At 61.9% G+C, this 17,440-nt stretch carries 14 protein-coding genes; 7 read left to right on the top strand and 7 right to left on the bottom strand.

Going from position 1 to position 17,440, the window contains the following annotated elements:
• Positions 1-116 precede the first annotated feature (116 nt).
• Both NTD89_RS04390 and NTD89_RS04395 read right to left on the bottom strand, forming a co-directional pair.
• Positions 117-1,055: a magnesium transporter CorA family protein gene (locus NTD89_RS04390; RefSeq protein ID WP_169366562.1), complete on the bottom strand. Its 939-nt coding sequence runs from the start codon at positions 1,053-1,055 to the stop codon at positions 117-119.
• Positions 1,056-1,061: 6 nt separating this feature from the next.
• On the bottom strand, positions 1,062-2,648 hold the full coding sequence (locus NTD89_RS04395) for a RimK family protein (RefSeq protein ID WP_242197186.1): 1,587 nt from the start codon (positions 2,646-2,648) through the stop codon (positions 1,062-1,064).
• 94 nt (positions 2,649-2,742) lie between these two features.
• On the opposite strand from NTD89_RS04395, the gene NTD89_RS04400 reads away from it, so the two are divergent.
• Complete coding sequence (locus NTD89_RS04400) at positions 2,743-3,843, top strand: GNAT family N-acetyltransferase/peptidase C39 family protein (protein ID WP_169366561.1); 1,101 nt, start codon at positions 2,743-2,745, stop codon at positions 3,841-3,843.
• Here NTD89_RS04400 and sfnG read toward each other — a convergent pair.
• Positions 3,827-4,912 (bottom strand): dimethylsulfone monooxygenase SfnG, encoded by a 1,086-nt coding sequence (sfnG, locus tag NTD89_RS04405; protein ID WP_242197192.1) that lies wholly within the window; start codon positions 4,910-4,912, stop codon positions 3,827-3,829. The genes NTD89_RS04400 and sfnG overlap by 17 nt on opposite strands.
• A 265-nt stretch (positions 4,913-5,177) precedes the next feature.
• Here sfnG and NTD89_RS04410 point away from each other — a divergent pair, with 265 nt between their 5' ends.
• On the top strand, positions 5,178-6,416 hold the full coding sequence (locus NTD89_RS04410; RefSeq protein ID WP_262206565.1) for an acyl-CoA dehydrogenase family protein: 1,239 nt from the start codon (positions 5,178-5,180) through the stop codon (positions 6,414-6,416).
• A 760-nt stretch (positions 6,417-7,176) separates the two neighbouring features.
• On the opposite strand, the gene NTD89_RS04415 is transcribed toward NTD89_RS04410, so the two are convergent.
• Complete coding sequence (locus NTD89_RS04415; RefSeq protein WP_145165672.1) at positions 7,177-7,962, bottom strand: sulfite exporter TauE/SafE family protein; 786 nt, start codon at positions 7,960-7,962, stop codon at positions 7,177-7,179.
• Positions 7,963-8,043: 81 nt separating this feature from the next.
• Positions 8,044-8,823, bottom strand: a complete 780-nt coding sequence (locus NTD89_RS04420) for a class I SAM-dependent methyltransferase (protein ID WP_145165673.1) — start codon at positions 8,821-8,823, stop codon at positions 8,044-8,046.
• 137 nt (positions 8,824-8,960) lie between these two features.
• Here NTD89_RS04420 and NTD89_RS04425 point away from each other — a divergent pair, with 137 nt between their 5' ends.
• The 3 genes from NTD89_RS04425 to NTD89_RS04435 all read left to right on the top strand — a co-directional run bounded on the left by NTD89_RS04425 (position 8,961) and on the right by NTD89_RS04435 (position 10,861).
• On the top strand, positions 8,961-9,482 hold the full coding sequence (locus tag NTD89_RS04425; RefSeq protein WP_262206566.1) for a DUF3455 domain-containing protein: 522 nt from the start codon (positions 8,961-8,963) through the stop codon (positions 9,480-9,482).
• Between the two features lie 168 nt (positions 9,483-9,650).
• Positions 9,651-10,178 carry a sigma-70 family RNA polymerase sigma factor gene (locus NTD89_RS04430; protein ID WP_262206575.1) on the top strand — a complete coding sequence of 176 codons (528 nt, stop codon included), beginning with the start codon at positions 9,651-9,653 and terminating at the stop codon, positions 10,176-10,178.
• On the top strand, positions 10,175-10,861 hold the full coding sequence (locus NTD89_RS04435; protein ID WP_145165675.1) for an anti-sigma factor domain-containing protein: 687 nt from the start codon (positions 10,175-10,177) through the stop codon (positions 10,859-10,861). The genes NTD89_RS04430 and NTD89_RS04435 overlap by 4 nt, the downstream gene beginning before the upstream one ends.
• Here NTD89_RS04435 and NTD89_RS04440 read toward each other — a convergent pair whose 3' ends face one another.
• Positions 10,862-12,163: an ATP-binding protein gene (locus NTD89_RS04440; protein ID WP_242197208.1), complete on the bottom strand. Its 1,302-nt coding sequence runs from the start codon at positions 12,161-12,163 to the stop codon at positions 10,862-10,864.
• 3 nt (positions 12,164-12,166) lie between these two features.
• The gene (locus NTD89_RS04445) at positions 12,167-12,868 is read right to left on the bottom strand and encodes a response regulator transcription factor (protein WP_145165677.1); all 702 of its coding nucleotides are present in this window, start codon (positions 12,866-12,868) and stop codon (positions 12,167-12,169) included.
• Positions 12,869-13,156: 288 nt separating this feature from the next.
• Between NTD89_RS04445 and NTD89_RS04450 the strand changes: the two genes are divergently transcribed.
• Entirely contained in the window at positions 13,157-14,314 is a 1,158-nt protein-coding gene (locus NTD89_RS04450; RefSeq protein WP_262206567.1) for an efflux RND transporter periplasmic adaptor subunit, read from the top strand.
• Positions 14,315-14,332: 18 nt separating this feature from the next.
• Positions 14,333-17,422, top strand: a complete 3,090-nt coding sequence (locus NTD89_RS04455) for an efflux RND transporter permease subunit (RefSeq protein ID WP_262206568.1) — start codon at positions 14,333-14,335, stop codon at positions 17,420-17,422.
• Positions 17,423-17,440 lie beyond the last annotated feature (18 nt).

Here is a 17,440-nt window from a genome sequence, read left to right on the forward strand (position 1 = left end):
AGCAAGCCCGCTCCCACATTTTTGGATCGGATGACATCAGGGTGATGCGCTGTGGAACGCAGGCCCCCAGCGCATTACCAAGCGGGCCTTACCGCAGCAACGGCTCTGTACTCCCATCACACCACACTTGCCCCGCCCGCGATTCGCTTGAGCCCCAGCACCATCAAGCCGGCCCCCAACGCCATCGCGGCCATCAGCAGCGGGTACGACACCCACCACGGCGTACCCGCCGTCATCATGCTGAATTCCGACATGCCACCCACACTGGCAATCAGGTTAAGCGGCAGGAACACCACGTTAATCAGGGTCAACTTGCGCAGCAGGTTGTTCATGCTGTTGTTCATCAGGTTGCCACGCGCGTCGATCAATCCGGAAAACACATTGGAATAGATCTCCGCCTGCTTGTAGCACTGATGGTTTTCGATGATCAGGTCGTCGATCAACCCCAGGATCTCGGCACTGAAATGCTCTTTTTCAGCGTGATTACGCAGCCGCGACAGCACCGCGCCGTTGCTGTGCAGCGCATTGATGTAATAGATCAGGCTTTCGCTGAGGCTGAACATCTGCATCAGGTGATGGTTGCTCATCGACGCGTTGAACTGTTGCTGCAATTCGCGCGCAACCAGCTTGATCACCTTGAGGTGGCCCAGGTAGTGGTGGATGTTGTTGAGCAACAAATCAAGCAGCACATCCAACGGCGTGTGCAGCGGCCGGCGCGCGCCGAGCCCCGACAGCGGGGTTTCATCGGTGGCAATCACCAGCAGGCGATCCTGCGAAAACAACAAGCCGCACGACGACACCTCAAACACCAGATTGCCGCCGCCGGAGTAGTTTTCCGGGCGTTTCCAGATCAGGAACAGGTTGTCGGGGTGAAATTCGATGCGTGACACTTCATCCGGGTCAAGGGCCGAGGCCAGCGCATGTTCATCCAGCTTGTGGTGGTCGCGCAGCCATTCACGTTCGGCCAGGTCCGGGTTGTTGAACAACATGATCGGCGCATCATCACTTCCCGCGCCGCACAACTTTCCACCGGTCAATTCAAAGCGCTGGATCATCGCGCGTCACCACACCTGGCCCTGGCGCTTCAACTCCAGGCGCCGCACGAACTCCTCCAGCACCAGCGCGTACAGGTCGTCTTGCAGGTAGGCGTCTTCGATACCGGCGTCCATGTTCGGGTTGTCGTTCACCTCGATCACCACCACCTTGTCGCCGGACTGCTTGAGGTCAACACCGTAAAGGCCGTCGCCGATCAGGTTGGCGGTCTTCACCGCCAGCTCCACCACCGCCTTGGGCGCTTCGTGGACCGCCAGGGTGCGGCATTCGCCGTTGATGTCCTGGCCGATAGCCTTGTGGTTGTAGATCTGCCAATGGCCCTTGGACATGAAGTACTGGCAGGCAAAGATCGGCTTGCGGTTGAGTACACCGATGCGCCAGTCGTATTCGGTGTAGAAAAATTCCTGGGCCAGCAACAGCACCGAATGCTCGAACAACTCAGCGGTGGCCTTGAGCAAGGCCTCCTGGCTTTCCACCTTGATCACACCGCGCGAGAAACAGCCGTCGGGGATCTTCAACACCAGCGGGAAGCCCAGGCGCTCGCCCACCCGCTCGAAATCTTCCGGTCGCTCCTTGTACAGAATCTCGGTGGCGGGCATCCCCAGCTGGTGGCTGTTGAGCAGGTCGGTGAGGTAGACCTTGTTGGTGCAGCGCAGGATCGACGCCGGGTCATCCATCACCACCAGGCCTTCGCTCTCGGCCTTTTTGGCGAAGCGGTAGGTGTGATTGTCGACGCTGGTGGTCTCGCGGATCAGCAAGGCGTCGTACTCGGCGAGGCGCGAGTAATCCTTGCGCTCGATCAGTTCCACATCGATGCCCAGGCCCTTGCCGACCCGCACGAAGTTTTCCAGGGCGCGGGCATTGGAGGGCGGCAATTGCTCCTGCGGATCGTGCAGGATGGCCAGGTCGTAGCGGGCCAGCCTGCGTGAACGCGGTTGGCGCCAGATCTTGCGGCTGAAGTTGTCCAGGGCGTGGGCAAACTGGTCTTCCTGGTCATCACGCAACTTGTGCAACACGCCGGATTTGACCCCTTCGATGTGCCAGCCGTTATTCTTGCGAAACTCAACTAACAGAATCGGGCACGGGAAGGTTTCAAACAACTGACGGGCCAACTCCTGCAACGGTTCTATATTGGTCAGGCCAAAGTAAAGTGTCAGGGTAAAGCCTTCGGTATTGCTGTAGAGGTGATGACTCAAGGCTTTATCGAGGGTTTTATCCAGGTCATCCAGCGACAGGCCATACAGCGACTTTTTCGTCAGTTCACTGATGGTGCGCACCGACGGAATCACCTTGTGCCCGCGCGCCTCGGCCAACAGCGAGCAGTAATAACCATGCCCCAGGTATTTGTAGCTGCGGCACAGGTTGATCACCTGCACGCGCTTGCCCGTCTCGCTCTCGCGGGTTTGTTCAAGGTATTCCTGCGCGGTGACGATGTCTTCGCTGGGAAAGTAGGAGGCCCAATCTTCCTTGCGTTCGACAATGATCACGACTTGACTGGAGCCTTTAAGGGGAGGAGAAAAATAACCCGTGGAAGTTATTGTCGCCGCGACAGTTTGCTCGGATACTTCACGCCAATGACTTTGTACCGCCGACATAATATTTGATCCGCTTTAGAGAACTCGACCTTTTCTATTAAGCACGATCTTTTAGAGAAGTCCCGTTTCGTTACGCAACTTTTACGGCGGTCATATGGCTCTTTCCTTTCGCGTTGCAACCCCCGCTGACGTGCCCGAACTGGTGGCACTGGAACAGCACTGTTTCACCACCGACCGGCTTTCGCCGCGCAGTTTCCAGTGGATGATCAGCCGCGCTCATGGCCAGTTGCTCGTTGCCGAAAATGACGGTGTTTTGCTCGGTTACGCCTTGGTGCTGTTCCATCGCGGCACCTCACTGGCGCGCCTGTACTCCATCGCCATCGCCGAACACGCACGCGGCATGGGCCTGGGCAAGCAGCTGCTGGCGCGCATCGAAGCCTGCGCCGTGGCGCATGATTGCGCCTACCTGCGCCTGGAAGTGCGCACCGACAACCCCGGCGCCCTCGCCCTGTACGAGCGCAATGGCTACCGGCGCTTCGCGCTGATCAATGACTATTACGAAGACCATGCACCGGCCCTGCGCCTGGAAAAACGCATCGTCCAGCACCAGGACGCGCGCCCGCAAAACGTGCCGTATTACCAGCAAACCACCGACTTCACCTGTGGCGCCGCGTGCCTGCTGATGGCCATGGGCGCACTGGTGCCGACGCGTGTGGCCGGCCGGCGCGAAGAGCTGCAAATCTGGCGTGAAGCCACCACCGTGTTCATGACCGCCGGTCACGGCGGCTGCAGCCCGCAAGGCTTGGCCCTGGCGGCGTGGCGTCGGGGCTTTCGCGTACGCATGCAGGTGAATGTGCGCGGCCCGCTGTTTCTGGACGGCGTGCGCGACCAGCATAAAAAGGACGTCATGCGCCTGGTGCACGAGGCGTTCGAAGAAGAATTGGCCGGCAGCGACGTCGAGCAGGTGTTCGGCGGCGCGTTGGATTTGCCGCAGGTACTGCGCGATGGCGGGCAGCCGCTGGTGTTGATCAGCAGCTACCGCCTCACCCGCTCCAAGTCGCCGCACTGGGTGATGGTCACCGATTGCGACGACGACTTTGTCTACCTGCACGACCCGGATGTGGACCACAGCCAGCACCGCCAGCCCCTGGACTGCCAGCACTTGCCGGTCAGCCACGGGGAGTTCGAACGCATGTGCCGCTTTGGCAACAACAAGTTGCGCGCGGCGGTGGTGCTGTTCAAGCCACTTGCTTGATCCCGGCCTTGGCTTCCAGCTCACGTACCAGCGGCAACACGCGCTTGCCGAAGTATTCGACTTCCTCCTGGAAGTGCAGGAAGCCCGCCAGCACCAGGTCCACGCCCACGGCCTTGAGCGCGACGATGCGCTCGGCAATCTGCTGCGGTGTGCCGATCAGGTTGGTCTTGAAGCCGTCGTTGTACTGCACCAGGTCTTCGAAACTGGATTTGGCCCAGTTGCCCTCGCCTTCCGGTGAGGCTTTGCCGGCCTGCTTGGCCGCGTCACCAAAGGCATTCACGGCCTCCGGGTCGGCCTTGTCGATGATCTCGGCGAGCACCGCGCGGGCTTCTTCTTCGGTGTCGCGGGCGATCACAAAGGCGTTTACGCCGACTTTGACCGAATGGTTATTCGCCGCCGCCTTGGCGCGAATGTCATCGACCTGAGCCTTGATGCCTTGCGGGGTGTTGCCGTTGGTGAAATACCAGTCCGACACGCGCGCCGCCATGTCCCGCGCCGCGCGTGAGCTGCCGCCCTGGAACACTTCCGGCTGGCCCAGGGGCTTGGGCTTGAGGGTGTAATTGTTGAAGCGGTAGAAGTCGCCCTTGAAGGTGAAGTCGTCCTGGGTCCAGATGCCTTTCAACGCGCGGATAAACTCCTCGGAACGGCGATAACGCTCATCGTGCTCCAGCCAGGGTTCGCCGATGGCCTGGAACTCGCCCTTGAACCAGCCACTGACGATGTTCACCGCGATACGGCCATTGGTCAGTTGGTCGATCGTCGCCAGTTGCTTGGCCGCCAAGGCCGGCTGCCACGGGCCGGGCAAGATGGCCGCGATCACCTTGAGCGTGGTGGTCGCCGCCAGCAGCGCATGGCTGAAGGCTACGGATTCATGCTGGTTCTCCGCACCGTAGCCGGCGGTGAAGCGAATTTGCGTGAGGCCGTATTCAAAACCGGCCGCTTCGGCCAACTGCGCCAGTTTGCGGTTGTAGTCGATGCCCCAATGGGTGCGTTGCTCGATCTTGCTGACCACCAGCCCACCGCTGACGTTGGGCACCCAATAGGCAAATTTAACGGCTTGCTGACTCATCTGGCAGTACCTCGCACGAAGGGATGTTCCAGGGCTAGAGCAGCAAGCGTGCCAGGCCGGTGCAAACGCCCTGGCCATGGGCGTCGCGGTAAAAATCCCCATCTCGCAGGGCTGAGCCGCCAATGTCATGGATTACACCGATTTGTCGATCCGCTGTTGCCGGAGCAACAGTGGATGGCTTTCATCCCCTGCAAACACGGGCTGCAGCCACCGGCACGAACTGTGCAATCACCCAAGGACTGATACTGCCAAGGAGCTGCCCCCCATGACCGAACAACACGTCATCAACCCGCTGTCCACAGGTGTCGATTACCCCACGTTGGTCGCGCGTTTTCGGCCGATCTTCCAGCGCATTGCCGCAGGTGCGGTAGCGCGCGAACAGACCCGCGCCCTGCCCTATGAACCGATCCAATGGCTCAAGCAGGCCGGCTTTGGCGCCGTGCGGGTGCCGGTGGAATACGGCGGTGGTGGCGCGTCGCTGCCGCAGTTGTTCGAGTTGCTGATCGAGCTGGCCGCTGCCGATTCGAATGTGCCCCAGGCGTTGCGCGGGCATTTCGCCTTCGCCGAGGACCGTCTGAATGCGCCACCCAGCGCTGGCCGCGACCTGTGGTTCAAGCGCTTTGTCGAGGGCGACATCGTCGGCTGCGCCTGGACCGAAATCGGCAACGTGGCCATCGGCGAGGTGGTCACTCAGGTGAGCCCCGACGGCGATAAATGGAAACTCAACGGTGAAAAGTTCTACAGCACCGGCAGCCTTTTCTCCGACTGGATCGACGTGTACGCCCAGCGCAGCGATACCGGCGCCGATGTGATCGCCGCCACCCGCACGCGTCAGCCTGGCGTGGTGCAAAGCGATGACTGGGACGGCTTTGGCCAGCGCACCACGGGCAGTGGCACCAGCCGTTTTACCGATGCTGTGGTGGACGCGGAAAACGTTATCGACTTTGCCACCCGGTTCAAGTACCAGACCGCGTTTTATCAGCTGGTGTTGCTGGCGAGCCTGGCCGGGATTGGTCGTGCGGCACTCAGCGACGTGGCTCATCAGGTGCGCAGTCGCAAACGCATTTACAGCCACGGCAATGCCGCGCATGTCAGCCAGGATGCGCAGGTTCAACAAGTGGTGGGTGAAGTGGCGGCGCTGGTGTATGCCGCCGAGGCCAGTGCGTTAAAGGCTGCGGTGCCGGCGCAACAGGCGTACCTGGCGCGGTTTGCCGGGGATGAGGTGGCCGAGCGGGAGGCGAATGTGGCGGCCGAGATTGAATCGGCGACGGCGCAGGTGGTGGTGTCGGCGCTGGTGCAGCGGGCCACCACGGAGTTGTTCAATGCGCTGGGAGCGTCGGATGTGCGCCAGGGTAAAGCGCTTGATCGCCACTGGCGCAATGCCCGTACGGTGTCGTCGCATAATCCGGTGATCTACAAGGCGCGGATTGTGGGGGACTGGGTGATTAACGGGACTGAGCCGCCGTTTGTGTGGCAAATCGGGAATGGGCCGGCCAAGGGATAGGCTTTTTGATCGCTCAGGGTTGGGGGGTATATCCGTTGTTTAGGTGATGGCTGAGATAGGTTCCGCCCTTACGGCGGGTCACTCTGGAAAAGCCCCAAAGTAACCAAAGGGCTCTTGCCCCACCGCTCGGCACCTCGCTCACGCTTCGGTGTGCCTGAGATCAAAAGCAGAGCACGGCGGCCTGGTAGCCGACCTGTGTTTAGATCAAAAGCACCGCCGAGGCGGCCTGACAGCCGACCTGATCCTTGAAGCTGAACTCAATCAAATGTGGGAGCTGGCTTGCCTGCGATGGCATCGCCTGTGTGTCACTGATACACCGAGGTGCCTGCATCGCAGGCAAGCCAGCTCCCACAGAAAAGCCAAGCAGTGAGGTGCTGGCATCTTCACTCGGTCAACTTGTGGGAGCGGGCTTGCTCGCGAAGGCGGTGGGCCAGTGACACATGGGCTGACTGAACCACCGCATTCGCGGGCAAGCCCGCTCCCACATTTGGAGCTCCGTGCGTCAGGTAGATGGGTGTCGGTTGTACTCGGTCGACGGTGGGAGCTGGCTTGCTCGCGAAGGCGGTGTGCCAGTGACACATGGGCTGACTGAACCACCGCATTCGCAGGCAAGCCCGCTCCCACATTTGGGTGTCTGTGCATCAGATAGAGGTGTGTTGCTGTGATTTAGCCAAAAGTGACCCGCTGTAAGAGCGGAACCGCCAGCCGCCGTTACCGCAGCAACGGATATGTACTCACCCCACTCAGAAACCTGAAAACATCAGAACGCCAACTTATAGCCAATAGTCATCAACATAACCGCCAGACAAGGCCGCAGCACACCATCAGGAACCTTACCGGTCATGTGACTCCCCAGGTAAATCCCCGGCAACGACCCCATCAGCAAAAAGCCCAGCAAATGCCAATCCATATTCCCCATGCTCGCGTGCCCCAGGCCCGCAACCAATGTCAGCGGCACAGCATGGGCAATCTCGGTACCCACCAGCCGACGCGTCGCCAGAAACGGGTACAGAATAAACAGCGCCACGGTCCCAAGCGCACCCGCGCCGATGGACGTCAGGGCAACCATGGTGCCAAGGATCGCACCGGTCACCACCGTCAACAGGTTCAAGTTGCGCGAGCTCATGTGATAGTCATCACCCGCATGCCGCTGTGCAAAAGCCAGCAGGCTTTTCTTGAACAGAATCGCCAGCGCCGTCAGCAGCAACACCACACCAAGCGCCTGCTTGATCACCGCGTTCATGGCGCTGGGGTCGGTATGCAGACTGGCAAGGAACCACAGGGTCAGCAGCACCGCAGGCACACTGCCCAAGGTCAGCCAACCCGTGATGGTCCAGTCGATATTCTTGTTCTTGCTGTGCACCAGCACGCCACCTGATTTGGTGATGGCCGCGTACAACAAGTCAGTGCCCACGGCGGTCGCCGGGTTGATGCCGAACCACAACAGGATCGGGGTCATCAAAGACCCCCCACCGACACCGGTCATGCCGACGATAAAACCAACCACCAGGCCGGCGATGACAAAACCAAAGTTACCCACATCCATACAACTACCCGCGGCCTTATAAATTTCTGGCCGCAGGATAGCGATTTTTCTTATAACGACTTATATCAATATGATCTGACTTTATGCCTTTTGTGTCAGCCGTTGACAGACGTAGGCCTGCGTCTGATACGGAAACGCCACAGTGTCACGCCCCCGCAAGGCAGGATGCGTGTCGATCAGTGCCTGCAATTGCGCAGTCACGCGGGCTTTCTCGGCGGCGGGCAGCGCCGCGATAAAGCTCACCGACAGGAAGCGATCCATGATCACCTCCTGAGGGCTGCCGACATGCTGATAGGCAAAGCAGGTCATTTCGGGCGCGGAAAAATACTCGCCGGTGAAGGCTTCGCGCCAGCGGCCTGTATGAAAGCGCGGCGTGTCGCCCTCATAAGGGGTGATGATGTCGGTGATGGCGGCGACCCAATCCACCGATTCATCGCGCACATTCCACACCAACCCCAGGCGCCCATCGGGTTTGAGCACACGGTGGATTTCTGCCAGCGCGGCTTCGGTAGAAAACCAATGGAACGCCTGCGCACAGACCACCGCCTCGGCGACGGCGGTTTCCAGGGGAATGGATTCGGCGGTGCCATTGACCAGGCGCACATCGGGTAACAGTTTATTGAGCTGCGCGCCCATCGCTTCGACCGGTTCGACCGCCACCAGCGTTGGCGCCAGGGTGCTGAGCAAACGGGTGAACTTGCCGGTACCAGCGCCCAGGTCGATTACCGTCGATTGCGCATCGATGTGCAGCGCATCAGTGAGCCAGCCGGTGAGTTGTCGTGGATAGTCGGGCCGGCCTTGGGCGTAAGTGGCGGCCTGGGTAGAGAAACCCTGTTGAGCAGACGTGTGAACACCAGTCATTGCCAATCTCTCCTCGGGTAAAGCGGGGGCACAGTGTGCGCCCTTGTGCATTTATTTTCTAATCACTGCATCCAATCGAGCGCGGCCTGGGTAGTGCTTACAGTGACCCCGCTGTTTTACTCAATGGAGAAACACCGATGAACGCTAAAGCACTGTTCTGCCTGACCGCCCTGCTGGCCGCCGCGCCAATAGCTTTCGCCCAGACCGGCCTGCCCGACAGCATCAAGGTGCCGGATGGGCACAAGGTGGCGCTGGAGACCACAGGCGTCGGCGAAATCACCTACGAATGCCGCGACAAAGCTAACGCTCCCGGCCAGACCGAGTGGACGTTTGTCGGCCCCAAGGCGGTGTTGAACGACCGCAGCGGCAAGCCAGTGGGCACCTATTTCGGCCCACCGGCTACATGGCAAGCCCAGGACGGTTCGAAAATCACCGGCACGCAGTTGGCCGTGGCGCCGTCCGGTGCGGGCAACCTGCCGTACCAATTGGTCAAGGCCAACCCGGCCGAAGGCAAAGGCGCAATGAGCGGTGTGAGTTATATCCAGCGCGTGGCGCTCAAGGGTGGCGTGGCGCCGAGCACCGAGTGCAGCGCTGCCAACAAAGGCACGCAGGCAGTGGTGAAGTACCAGGCCGACTACATCTTCTGGGCGGCCAACTGAGAACAAACTCGGCTACGCTGCCCCTGTAAGGGCCGGCTTGCCGGCGAGGGTCGTCAACGATGACGCAGGGCACCTGGGTTTACGCTGCGCCCGTGCCCTTTTTTGCCGGCATGCCGGCGCCCTGCAGCGCGGTGGCGATTGTTATGACAATGGTGGAAACACGTGGCCTTGCCTGACGCCGATTTTGATTACGAAACCTGTCTACTGGCCTGCGCCCGTGGGGATCAACGCGCCTTGCGCCAGCTCTATGAGCAGGACAGCAGCCGTTTGCTCGGCGTGGCTTTTCGCATTGCCAGGGACAAATCCCTGGCCGAAGACATCGTGCATGACGCGTTTATCAGGATCTGGCGTGGCGCCGGCAGTTTCGACCGCAACCGTGGCTCGGCGCGCGGCTGGGTGTTCAGCGTGACCCGGCATCTGGCGCTCAATGCCGTGCGCAATCACTACCGCGAAGCCCCCCTGGGCGACGCGCACGAGCACATCGCCACAACCGACACCTTTGAATTCGCTTCGCGCTCGGGGCAGGTCCACGCCTGCCTGGAGCAGCTCGACCCGGCCCGTCGCGCGTGCATCCTGCATGCCTACGTCGACGGCTATTCCCACAGCCAAATCGCACAGAAACTGGACACCCCGCTGGGGACCGTCAAAGCCTGGATCAAACGCAGCCTCGCTGCGCTGCGGGAGTGCATGGCATGAGCAACCCTCTGGACGAACTGGCTGGCGAATACGTGCTGGGCACCCTGCCCGCCGCGCAACGCGCCGAGGTTGAGCAGCGCTTGTCCGAGGATGCCGAGTTGCGCGCGGCGGTGGACGCATGGGAGCAGCGCCTTTTGCCGCTGACCGCATTGGCCGAACCAGTGCCCCCTTCTGCCCAGCTGTGGCGGCGCATCGAGCGCACCGTCACGCCCGCCGACACCCGCGCCGACCTGCACACACCGTGGTGGAACCTGCTGGCGCTATGGCGCGGTTTGGCCGGCGCGGGGCTGGTGGCGACGTGGGTACTGGCGACGCTGCTGCTGACCCGCCCGCCCACTGCAGAACCCACTTTTGTGGTGGTATTGGTGGCGCCGCAAAGCCAGGCTCCGGGCTGGGTGATCCAGGCCAGCAATACTCAACAGATCCAGTTGATTCCATTGGGTGTGATGCAAGTGCCTGCCGACAAGGCGCTGCAGTTCTGGACCAAGGCGGATGGCTGGCAAGGCCCGGTGTCGCTGGGGTTGGTCAAGCCAGGCCAAACGCTGTCGGTGCCGCTGGACAAACTGCCGCCACTGGCGCCCAACCAATTGTTCGAGCTGACCCTGGAAGATCCGAATGGCTCGCCGACCGGCAAACCCACCGGGCCGATCCAGGCGATCGGCCGCGCCGTCAAGGTGCTCTGATCAGCCGACGCTGGGCAACCACAGCCGGAATCGTGCCCCGCCCAAGGGTGACGCCTGGGCCGTCAACGTGCCGCCCTGGGCCTCCATCGCGCGCCGGCTGATGGCCAGGCCGAGGCCGAAGCCCCCGGTGGCGCGGTCGCGGCTGCGGTCCAGGCGATAGAAAGGTTCGAAGATCCGCTCACGCTGGTCTAGCGGAATGCCGATGCCATCGTCATCCACCCAGATCTCGCAGCCCTTGGCACACACCTTGACGCCCACCTGAATGCGCTTGTCGCAGTAGCGCGTGGCATTGCGCAACAAGTTTTGCAGCGCGCGGGCGGTGAGGCGCGGGTCGAGGCTGAAGCGCTCCACCGCGCAATCAAGCGCCACGTCGATGACAATCTCGGGGTTTTCCAGTTCGTCATCGACGCTGCCCAGCACGCTGTCGACAAACTCGTCGAGCACCACGTCGACTCGCTCCGGCAGTTGCGCCGGATTTTGCAGACGGCTGTAGGACAGCAATTCCAGCACCAGCTCGTCCAGCTCACGAATGTGCGCCACCAGGCTTTGCAGGCGCTCGCGGCTGGCTTGGGGCAAGTCTTCGGACAACGCCAGCGCCAGGCCGAAATCCAGGCGGGTCAGCGGCGTGCGCAGTTCATGGGAGACCGCATTGAGCAGGTCGCGCTGTTGATTGAGCAGGCGCTCGATATCGTCGGCCATGGTGTCGAACACCGACGCCAGGCTGCCAATGTTGGAACTGGGCGGAATCTGCGTGCGCTCGCCCAGGTTGCCCTTGCCCAGCTGTGCAGCGGTGCTTTTCAGGCGCTCCAGGTCACGCCAGTGCGGACGCAGCCAGAACAGCAGGCAAGCCAGCAGCGCGGCGCCGATCAGCACGTTCATCGACCAGTACAGCAGGTTCATGTCCATCGGGTCGGGGGGAATCGTCAGCTTGACCGCAAACTGCTGGTTGACCGGCGAACTGATTTCTTCCATCCAGCCCCATTCGCCAAGGCGGATCACCGGCTTGCCCTGCTCCAGCAGCTTTTCTTCGGCGGGCGTGTAGCTGGCGTCCTGGCGCAACAGCAGTTTGACTTTCAGCGGCGCGAAGTCGCGGCCCAACTGCTCGGTCACCTGGGACCAGCGCTCAACCGGCGCGCGCAGGTATTGTTTGACGATGAGCGTCTGCAGGCCACGGGTCTGCTCGACGTTGTAGTCCATGTAACGGTGTTCAAACAGCTGGATCACCAACCGGGGAATCAGGAAGATCGCCGCACTGAAGGTGATGATGGTGATCAGGTAGAGGCGCAGCAGGACACGAAACATGGATCAGCATTCCCACTCGGAACGGCTGAACAGGTACCCCTTGCCCCACACGGTCTTGATCTTGCGCGCCTCGCCCGCGTGATCGTCGAACTTGCGGCGCAGCTTGGAGATGGCCACGTCCACCGAGCGGTCGGTGCCGTTGAACTCGATACCACGCAGGCGCTGCAGGATCTGGTCGCGGCTGAGCACTTCACCGGCGTGCCGGGCCAGCACCACCAGCAAGTTGTATTCACCGCTGGAGAGCTCCACGGCCTGCTCGCGCCAGCTCACGGTGCGCTCCGACAGGTCGATGCACAGGTTGCCCATGACGATCTGGTCGTTGGCCGCCTGAGGTTCGGACAGGCTGCTGCGGCGCAGCAGGGTGCGCACACGGGCGAGCAGCACGCGCGGCTCGCAGGGTTTGGTGACATAGTCGTCAGCGCCCATTTCCAGGCCCAGCACCTGGTCGTGACTGTCGTCGCGCGCAGTGAGCATCAGGATCGGCAAGCCGGCCGAGTCTGCGCGCAGCAAGCGGCACACCTGCAGGCCATCGAGGCCGGGCAACATCAGGTCGAGGATCACCAGGTCCGGCGGGTTGAGGCGCGCGCGTTCGCGTACGTGGTCGCCACGGCTGAGTACGCTGACATGGTAGCCATTGCGCTCCAGGTAGCTGGCAATCAGCTCGGAGAGTGCGGCGTCGTCTTCCACCAGGAGGATGTTGGGCATGGTGTTTCCAAATAATGCAGTTCATCAGGTGTACAGAAACCCAATGTGGGAGCGGGCTTGCTCGCGAAAGCGGTGGTTCAGTGGATAGATTTATTGGCTGATCCACCGCCATTAGGGGCAAGCCCCCTCCCACATGTGATCTTTGCTGTTTGCAGGATTGTGCAAGGATATACGCCCTCAGGCGACTATGGGTCGCACCTTACATTTCTTCACAGACGAGCTACACAGCTTCACAGCACCACGGCGCAGGTGTCTTTAGGATGCGCCAGTCAATATTGGGATATGAGCATGTCGAAGAATCTGTTTGCGCCGTTTTGCCTGCTGGCCCTGGCGCTCGCCCTGAGCGCGTGTGACCAGTCGGCGGACGAGGCGCCGCAAATGCCCCTGGCCAAAGTGCGCATCGAGACCCTGCAGGCCAAGCCCTTGTCGATCACCAGTGAACTGAGCGGGCGGATCGCCGCGCCGCGTATTGCCGAAGTGCGTGCGCGGGTGGCCGGTGTGGTCATGCAGCGCGTGTTCAAGGAAGGTCACGACGTGAAACAGGGCGACGTGCTGTTTCGCATCGACCCGGCCCCGTTCAAAGCCGACCTGGACAGCGCCCAGGCCAACCTGAGCAAGGCGCAGGCCAACGCGTTCCAGGCGCACCTGCAGGAGCAGCGCTACAGCCAGTTGGTCGAGGGCAACGCCATCAGCGGCCAGGACTACGACAATGCCCGCGCCGCCGTGCGCCAGACCAACGCCGAAGTCGCCGCCAACAAAGCCGCCGTAGAGCGCGCCAAACTCAACCTGGGCTACGCCACCGTGACCGCGCCGATTTCCGGGCGCATCGGCCGCGCGTTGGTCACCGAGGGCGCTCTGGTCGGGCAAAACGAAGCCACGCCGCTGGCGATCATCCAGCAACTGGACCCGATCCACGCCGACCTGACCCAGTCCACCCGCGAGTTGAACGACCTGCGCCGCGCCTTCCGTGCCGGCAGCTTGAAGCAGGTCGGCCAGGACCAGGCCAAGGCCACGCTGATCGAGGACGACGGCAGCCTGTACCCGCTGCCAGGCAAATTGCTGTTTGCCGAAATCAGCGTCGACCCCGGCACCGGGCAGATCATCCTGCGCAGCGAGTTCCCCAACCCGGACCTCGACCTGTTGCCCGGCAGCTTTGTACGCGTGCGCCTGGAACAGGCAGTGGACAAACAGGGTATCAGCGTGCCGCAACGCGCCATTACCCGTGACAGCGCCGGCATCCCGATGGTGCTCTTGCTGGACGCCGAACAGGTCGTCAGCCAGCAACCCGTGGAGCTTGGCGCAGTGATCGAGGATCGCTGGATCGTCAGCAACGGACTCAAGCCCGGTGACCGCATCATCGTCGAAGGCCTGCAACACGCACGCCCCGGTGAAAAAGTCGAAGTGGACGACAGCCCTGCGCCGAATGCCCAGGCCTCGGTCCGCTAAGCAAAGGAATACCTGACAATGCCGCAGTTCTTTATTGACCGCCCGATCTTCGCCTGGGTGGTCGCCCTGTTTATCTTGCTGGCCGGCGCGCTTGCGATCCCGCAGCTGCCGGTGGCCCAGTACCCCAACGTCGCGCCGCCGAAGGTGGAAATCTACGCGGTGTACCCGGGCGCCTCGGCCCAGACCCTGGACGAAAGCGTGGTCAGCCTGATCGAGCAGGAGCTCAACGGCGCCGATCACCTGCTGTATTTCGAATCCCAGAGCAGCCTGGGCTCGGCGACCATCACCGCGACGTTCCAGCCGGGCACCGACCCGGAAATGGCCCAGGTCGATGTGCAAAACCGTCTGAAGGCGGTAGAGCCGCGCTTGCCGCAAGCCGTTACCCAGCAAGGGTTGCAGGTGGAGAAAGTCTCCGCCGGTTTCCTGCTGCTGGTGACATTGACCTCCAGCGACGGCAAGCTCGATGACGTGGCGCTCAGCGATTACCTGGCGCGCAACGTGATGAACGAGCTCAAGCGCATCGAGGGCGTGGGCAAGGCGCAGCTGTATGGCGCCGAGCGTGCGATGCGTATCTGGATCGACCCGCAGAAACTGATTGGCTTCAACCTTACGCCCGCCGACGTCAACGCCGCGATCAGCGCACAGAATGCGCAGGTCTCGGCGGGCAGCATCGGTGATTTGCCGGGCACCAGCACCCAGGAAATCACCGCAGCCATTCTGGTCAAAGGCCAGCTGTCGACGCCGGCGGAGTTCGCCGACATCGTGCTCAAGGCCAACCCGGACGGCTCCACCGTGCGCATCGGCGATGTGGCGCGGGTGGAAATCGGCAGCCAGGAATATCAGTTTTCCACGCGCCTGAACGGCAAGCCGTCCACCGCCGTCAGTGTGCAGCTGTCGCCAGGTGCCAACGCGCTGAGCACCGCAACGCTGGTGCGGGCGAAGATGGACGAGCTGTCGCGCTACTTCCCGGCCAATGTGGAGTACAAGATCCCGTACGACACCTCGCCCTTCGTCAAAGTCTCGATCACCAAGGTGGTTTACACCTTGCTGGAGGCCATGGCGCTGGTGTTTGCGGTGATGTTCCTGTTCCTGCAGAACGTGCGCTACACGCTGATCCCGACGCTGGTGGTGCCGATTGCGCTGATGGGCACGTTCGCCACCATGCTGTTGCTGGGGTTTTCGATCAACGTGCTGACCATGTTCGGCATGGTGTTGGCCATCGGCATTCTGGTGGACGATGCGATTGTGGTGGTCGAAAACGTCGAGCGCATCATGGCCACCGAGGGTCTGTCGCCCAAGGAGGCCACGCGCAAAGCCATGGGCCAGATCACCGGAGCCATCGTCGGCATCACCCTGGTGCTGGTCGCGGTGTTCCTGCCGATGGCCTTTATGCCGGGCTCGGTGGGCGTGATTTACCAGCAGTTTTCGCTGTCGATGGCCACCTCGATTCTGTTCTCGGCGTTCCTGGCTTTGACCCTGACCCCGGCCCTGTGCGCCACGTTGCTCAAGCCGATTGCCAAGGGCGAGCACCACGCCAAGCGCGGTTTTTTCGGTTGGTTCAATACGCGTTTTGAACACCTGACCGACCGCTATGAAGGCTGGGTGGCCTACGCCCTCAAACGCAGCGGCCGTTACTTGCTGATCTATCTGGTGCTGCTGGTGGGCCTGGGCTGGATGTTCAGCCGCCTGCCCTCCTCGTTCCTGCCCGTGGAAGACCAGGGTTACACCATCACCGACATCCAGCTGCCACCGGGTGCGAGCAAGAACCGCACGGTGCAGGTGGCCGAGCAGATCGAGGCGCATAACGCCCAGGAGCCTGGGGTGGGCGATACCACCATGATCATGGGCTTCAGCTTCTCTGGCTCCGGGCAGAACGCGGCGCTGGCGTTCACCACGCTCAAGGACTGGTCCAAACGCAGCAGCGACGATTCGGCGGCGGCAATTGCCGACCGTGCCAACGCCGCGTTCAGCGAGCTCAAGGATGCGATTGCCTATGCGATCCTGCCGCCGCCGGTAGATGGCCTGGGCACCTCCAGCGGTTTCGAGTTCCGGTTGCAGGACCGTGGCGGTGTCGGCCATGCCGCCTTGATGGCGGCGCGTACTGAGCTGCTGGCGGCCGCCGAGAAAAACCCGATTCTGGTCAACGTGCGTGAAAGCGCCCTGGCCGAGGCGCCGCAAGTGCAGTTGGAAGTGGACCGCAAGCAGGCCAATGCACTGGGGGTTTCCTTTGCTGACGTCGGTAATGTGTTGTCTTCAGCCATCGGCTCGGCCTACATCAACGACTTCCCCAACCAAGGCCGTATGCAACGGGTGGTGGTGCAGGCCGAAGGCGATCAGCGCAGCCAGGTGGCGGATTTGTTGAAGATCAATGTGCGCAACAACGCCGGCAAGATGGTGCCGTTATCGGCATTTGTCGAAGCCAAATGGACCCAGGGCCCGGCGCAGCTGACCCGCTACAACGGCTACCCCGCCATCGCCATCAGCGGCGAAGCGGCGCCAGGGCACAGCACGGGTGAAGCCATGCAAGAAATCCAGCGCCTGGTCAGCCAACTGCCCGCAGGGCTGGGCCAGGAATGGACCGGCTTGTCGCTGCAGGAGCGTTTGTCCGGCTCCCAGGCGCCGTTGCTGTTGGGCCTGTCGCTGCTGATCGTGTTCCTGTGCCTGGCGGCGCTGTATGAAAGTTGGTCGATCCCGACCTCGGTGTTGCTGGTGGTGCCGCTGGGCGTGCTCGGCGCGGTATTGGCGGTGAGTTTGCGCGGCATGCCGAACGACGTGTTTTTCAAGGTCGGCTTGATCACCATCATCGGCTTGTCGGCGAAGAACGCGATCCTGATCATCGAATTCGCCAAGGACTTGTATGAGCAAGGCGAGGACCTGATCGACGCCACCTTGAAAGCGGCGCGCCTGCGTTTGCGGCCGATCATCATGACGTCGCTGGCGTTTATCCTCGGCGTGGTGCCCCTGGCGATTGCCACCGGCGCCAGCTCCGCCAGCCAGCAGGCCATTGGCACCGGGGTGATCGGCGGGATGATCACCGCAACACTGGCAGTGGTGTTTGTGCCGGTGTTCTTTGTGGTCGTCATGAAGTGGGTGCGCAAGCGTCCATAACCCGTCCGAAAATGCGCT

The sequence above is a fragment of the Pseudomonas sp. 14P_5.3_Bac1 genome (genome assembly GCF_025466135.1).
Taxonomy (GTDB): Bacteria; Pseudomonadota; Gammaproteobacteria; order Pseudomonadales; family Pseudomonadaceae; genus Aquipseudomonas.

Excerpts from the sequence above, each read along its gene's own strand:
- NTD89_RS04390 (WP_169366562.1), bottom strand. The coding sequence starts at position 1,055 with ATGATCCAGCGCTTTGAATTGACCGGTGGAAAGTTGTGCGGCGCGGGA.
- NTD89_RS04395 (WP_242197186.1), bottom strand. The coding sequence starts at position 2,648 with ATGTCGGCGGTACAAAGTCATTGGCGTGAAGTATCCGAGCAAACTGTC.
- NTD89_RS04400 (WP_169366561.1), top strand. The coding sequence starts at position 2,743 with ATGGCTCTTTCCTTTCGCGTTGCAACCCCCGCTGACGTGCCCGAACTG.
- sfnG (WP_242197192.1), bottom strand. The coding sequence starts at position 4,912 with ATGAGTCAGCAAGCCGTTAAATTTGCCTATTGGGTGCCCAACGTCAGC.
- NTD89_RS04410 (WP_262206565.1), top strand. The coding sequence starts at position 5,178 with ATGACCGAACAACACGTCATCAACCCGCTGTCCACAGGTGTCGATTAC.
- NTD89_RS04415 (WP_145165672.1), bottom strand. The coding sequence starts at position 7,962 with ATGGATGTGGGTAACTTTGGTTTTGTCATCGCCGGCCTGGTGGTTGGT.
- NTD89_RS04420 (WP_145165673.1), bottom strand. The coding sequence starts at position 8,823 with ATGACTGGTGTTCACACGTCTGCTCAACAGGGTTTCTCTACCCAGGCC.
- NTD89_RS04425 (WP_262206566.1), top strand. The coding sequence starts at position 8,961 with ATGAACGCTAAAGCACTGTTCTGCCTGACCGCCCTGCTGGCCGCCGCG.
- NTD89_RS04435 (WP_145165675.1), top strand. The coding sequence starts at position 10,175 with ATGAGCAACCCTCTGGACGAACTGGCTGGCGAATACGTGCTGGGCACC.
- NTD89_RS04440 (WP_242197208.1), bottom strand. The coding sequence starts at position 12,163 with ATGTTTCGTGTCCTGCTGCGCCTCTACCTGATCACCATCATCACCTTC.
- NTD89_RS04445 (WP_145165677.1), bottom strand. The coding sequence starts at position 12,868 with ATGCCCAACATCCTCCTGGTGGAAGACGACGCCGCACTCTCCGAGCTG.
- NTD89_RS04450 (WP_262206567.1), top strand. The coding sequence starts at position 13,157 with ATGTCGAAGAATCTGTTTGCGCCGTTTTGCCTGCTGGCCCTGGCGCTC.
- NTD89_RS04455 (WP_262206568.1), top strand. The coding sequence starts at position 14,333 with ATGCCGCAGTTCTTTATTGACCGCCCGATCTTCGCCTGGGTGGTCGCC.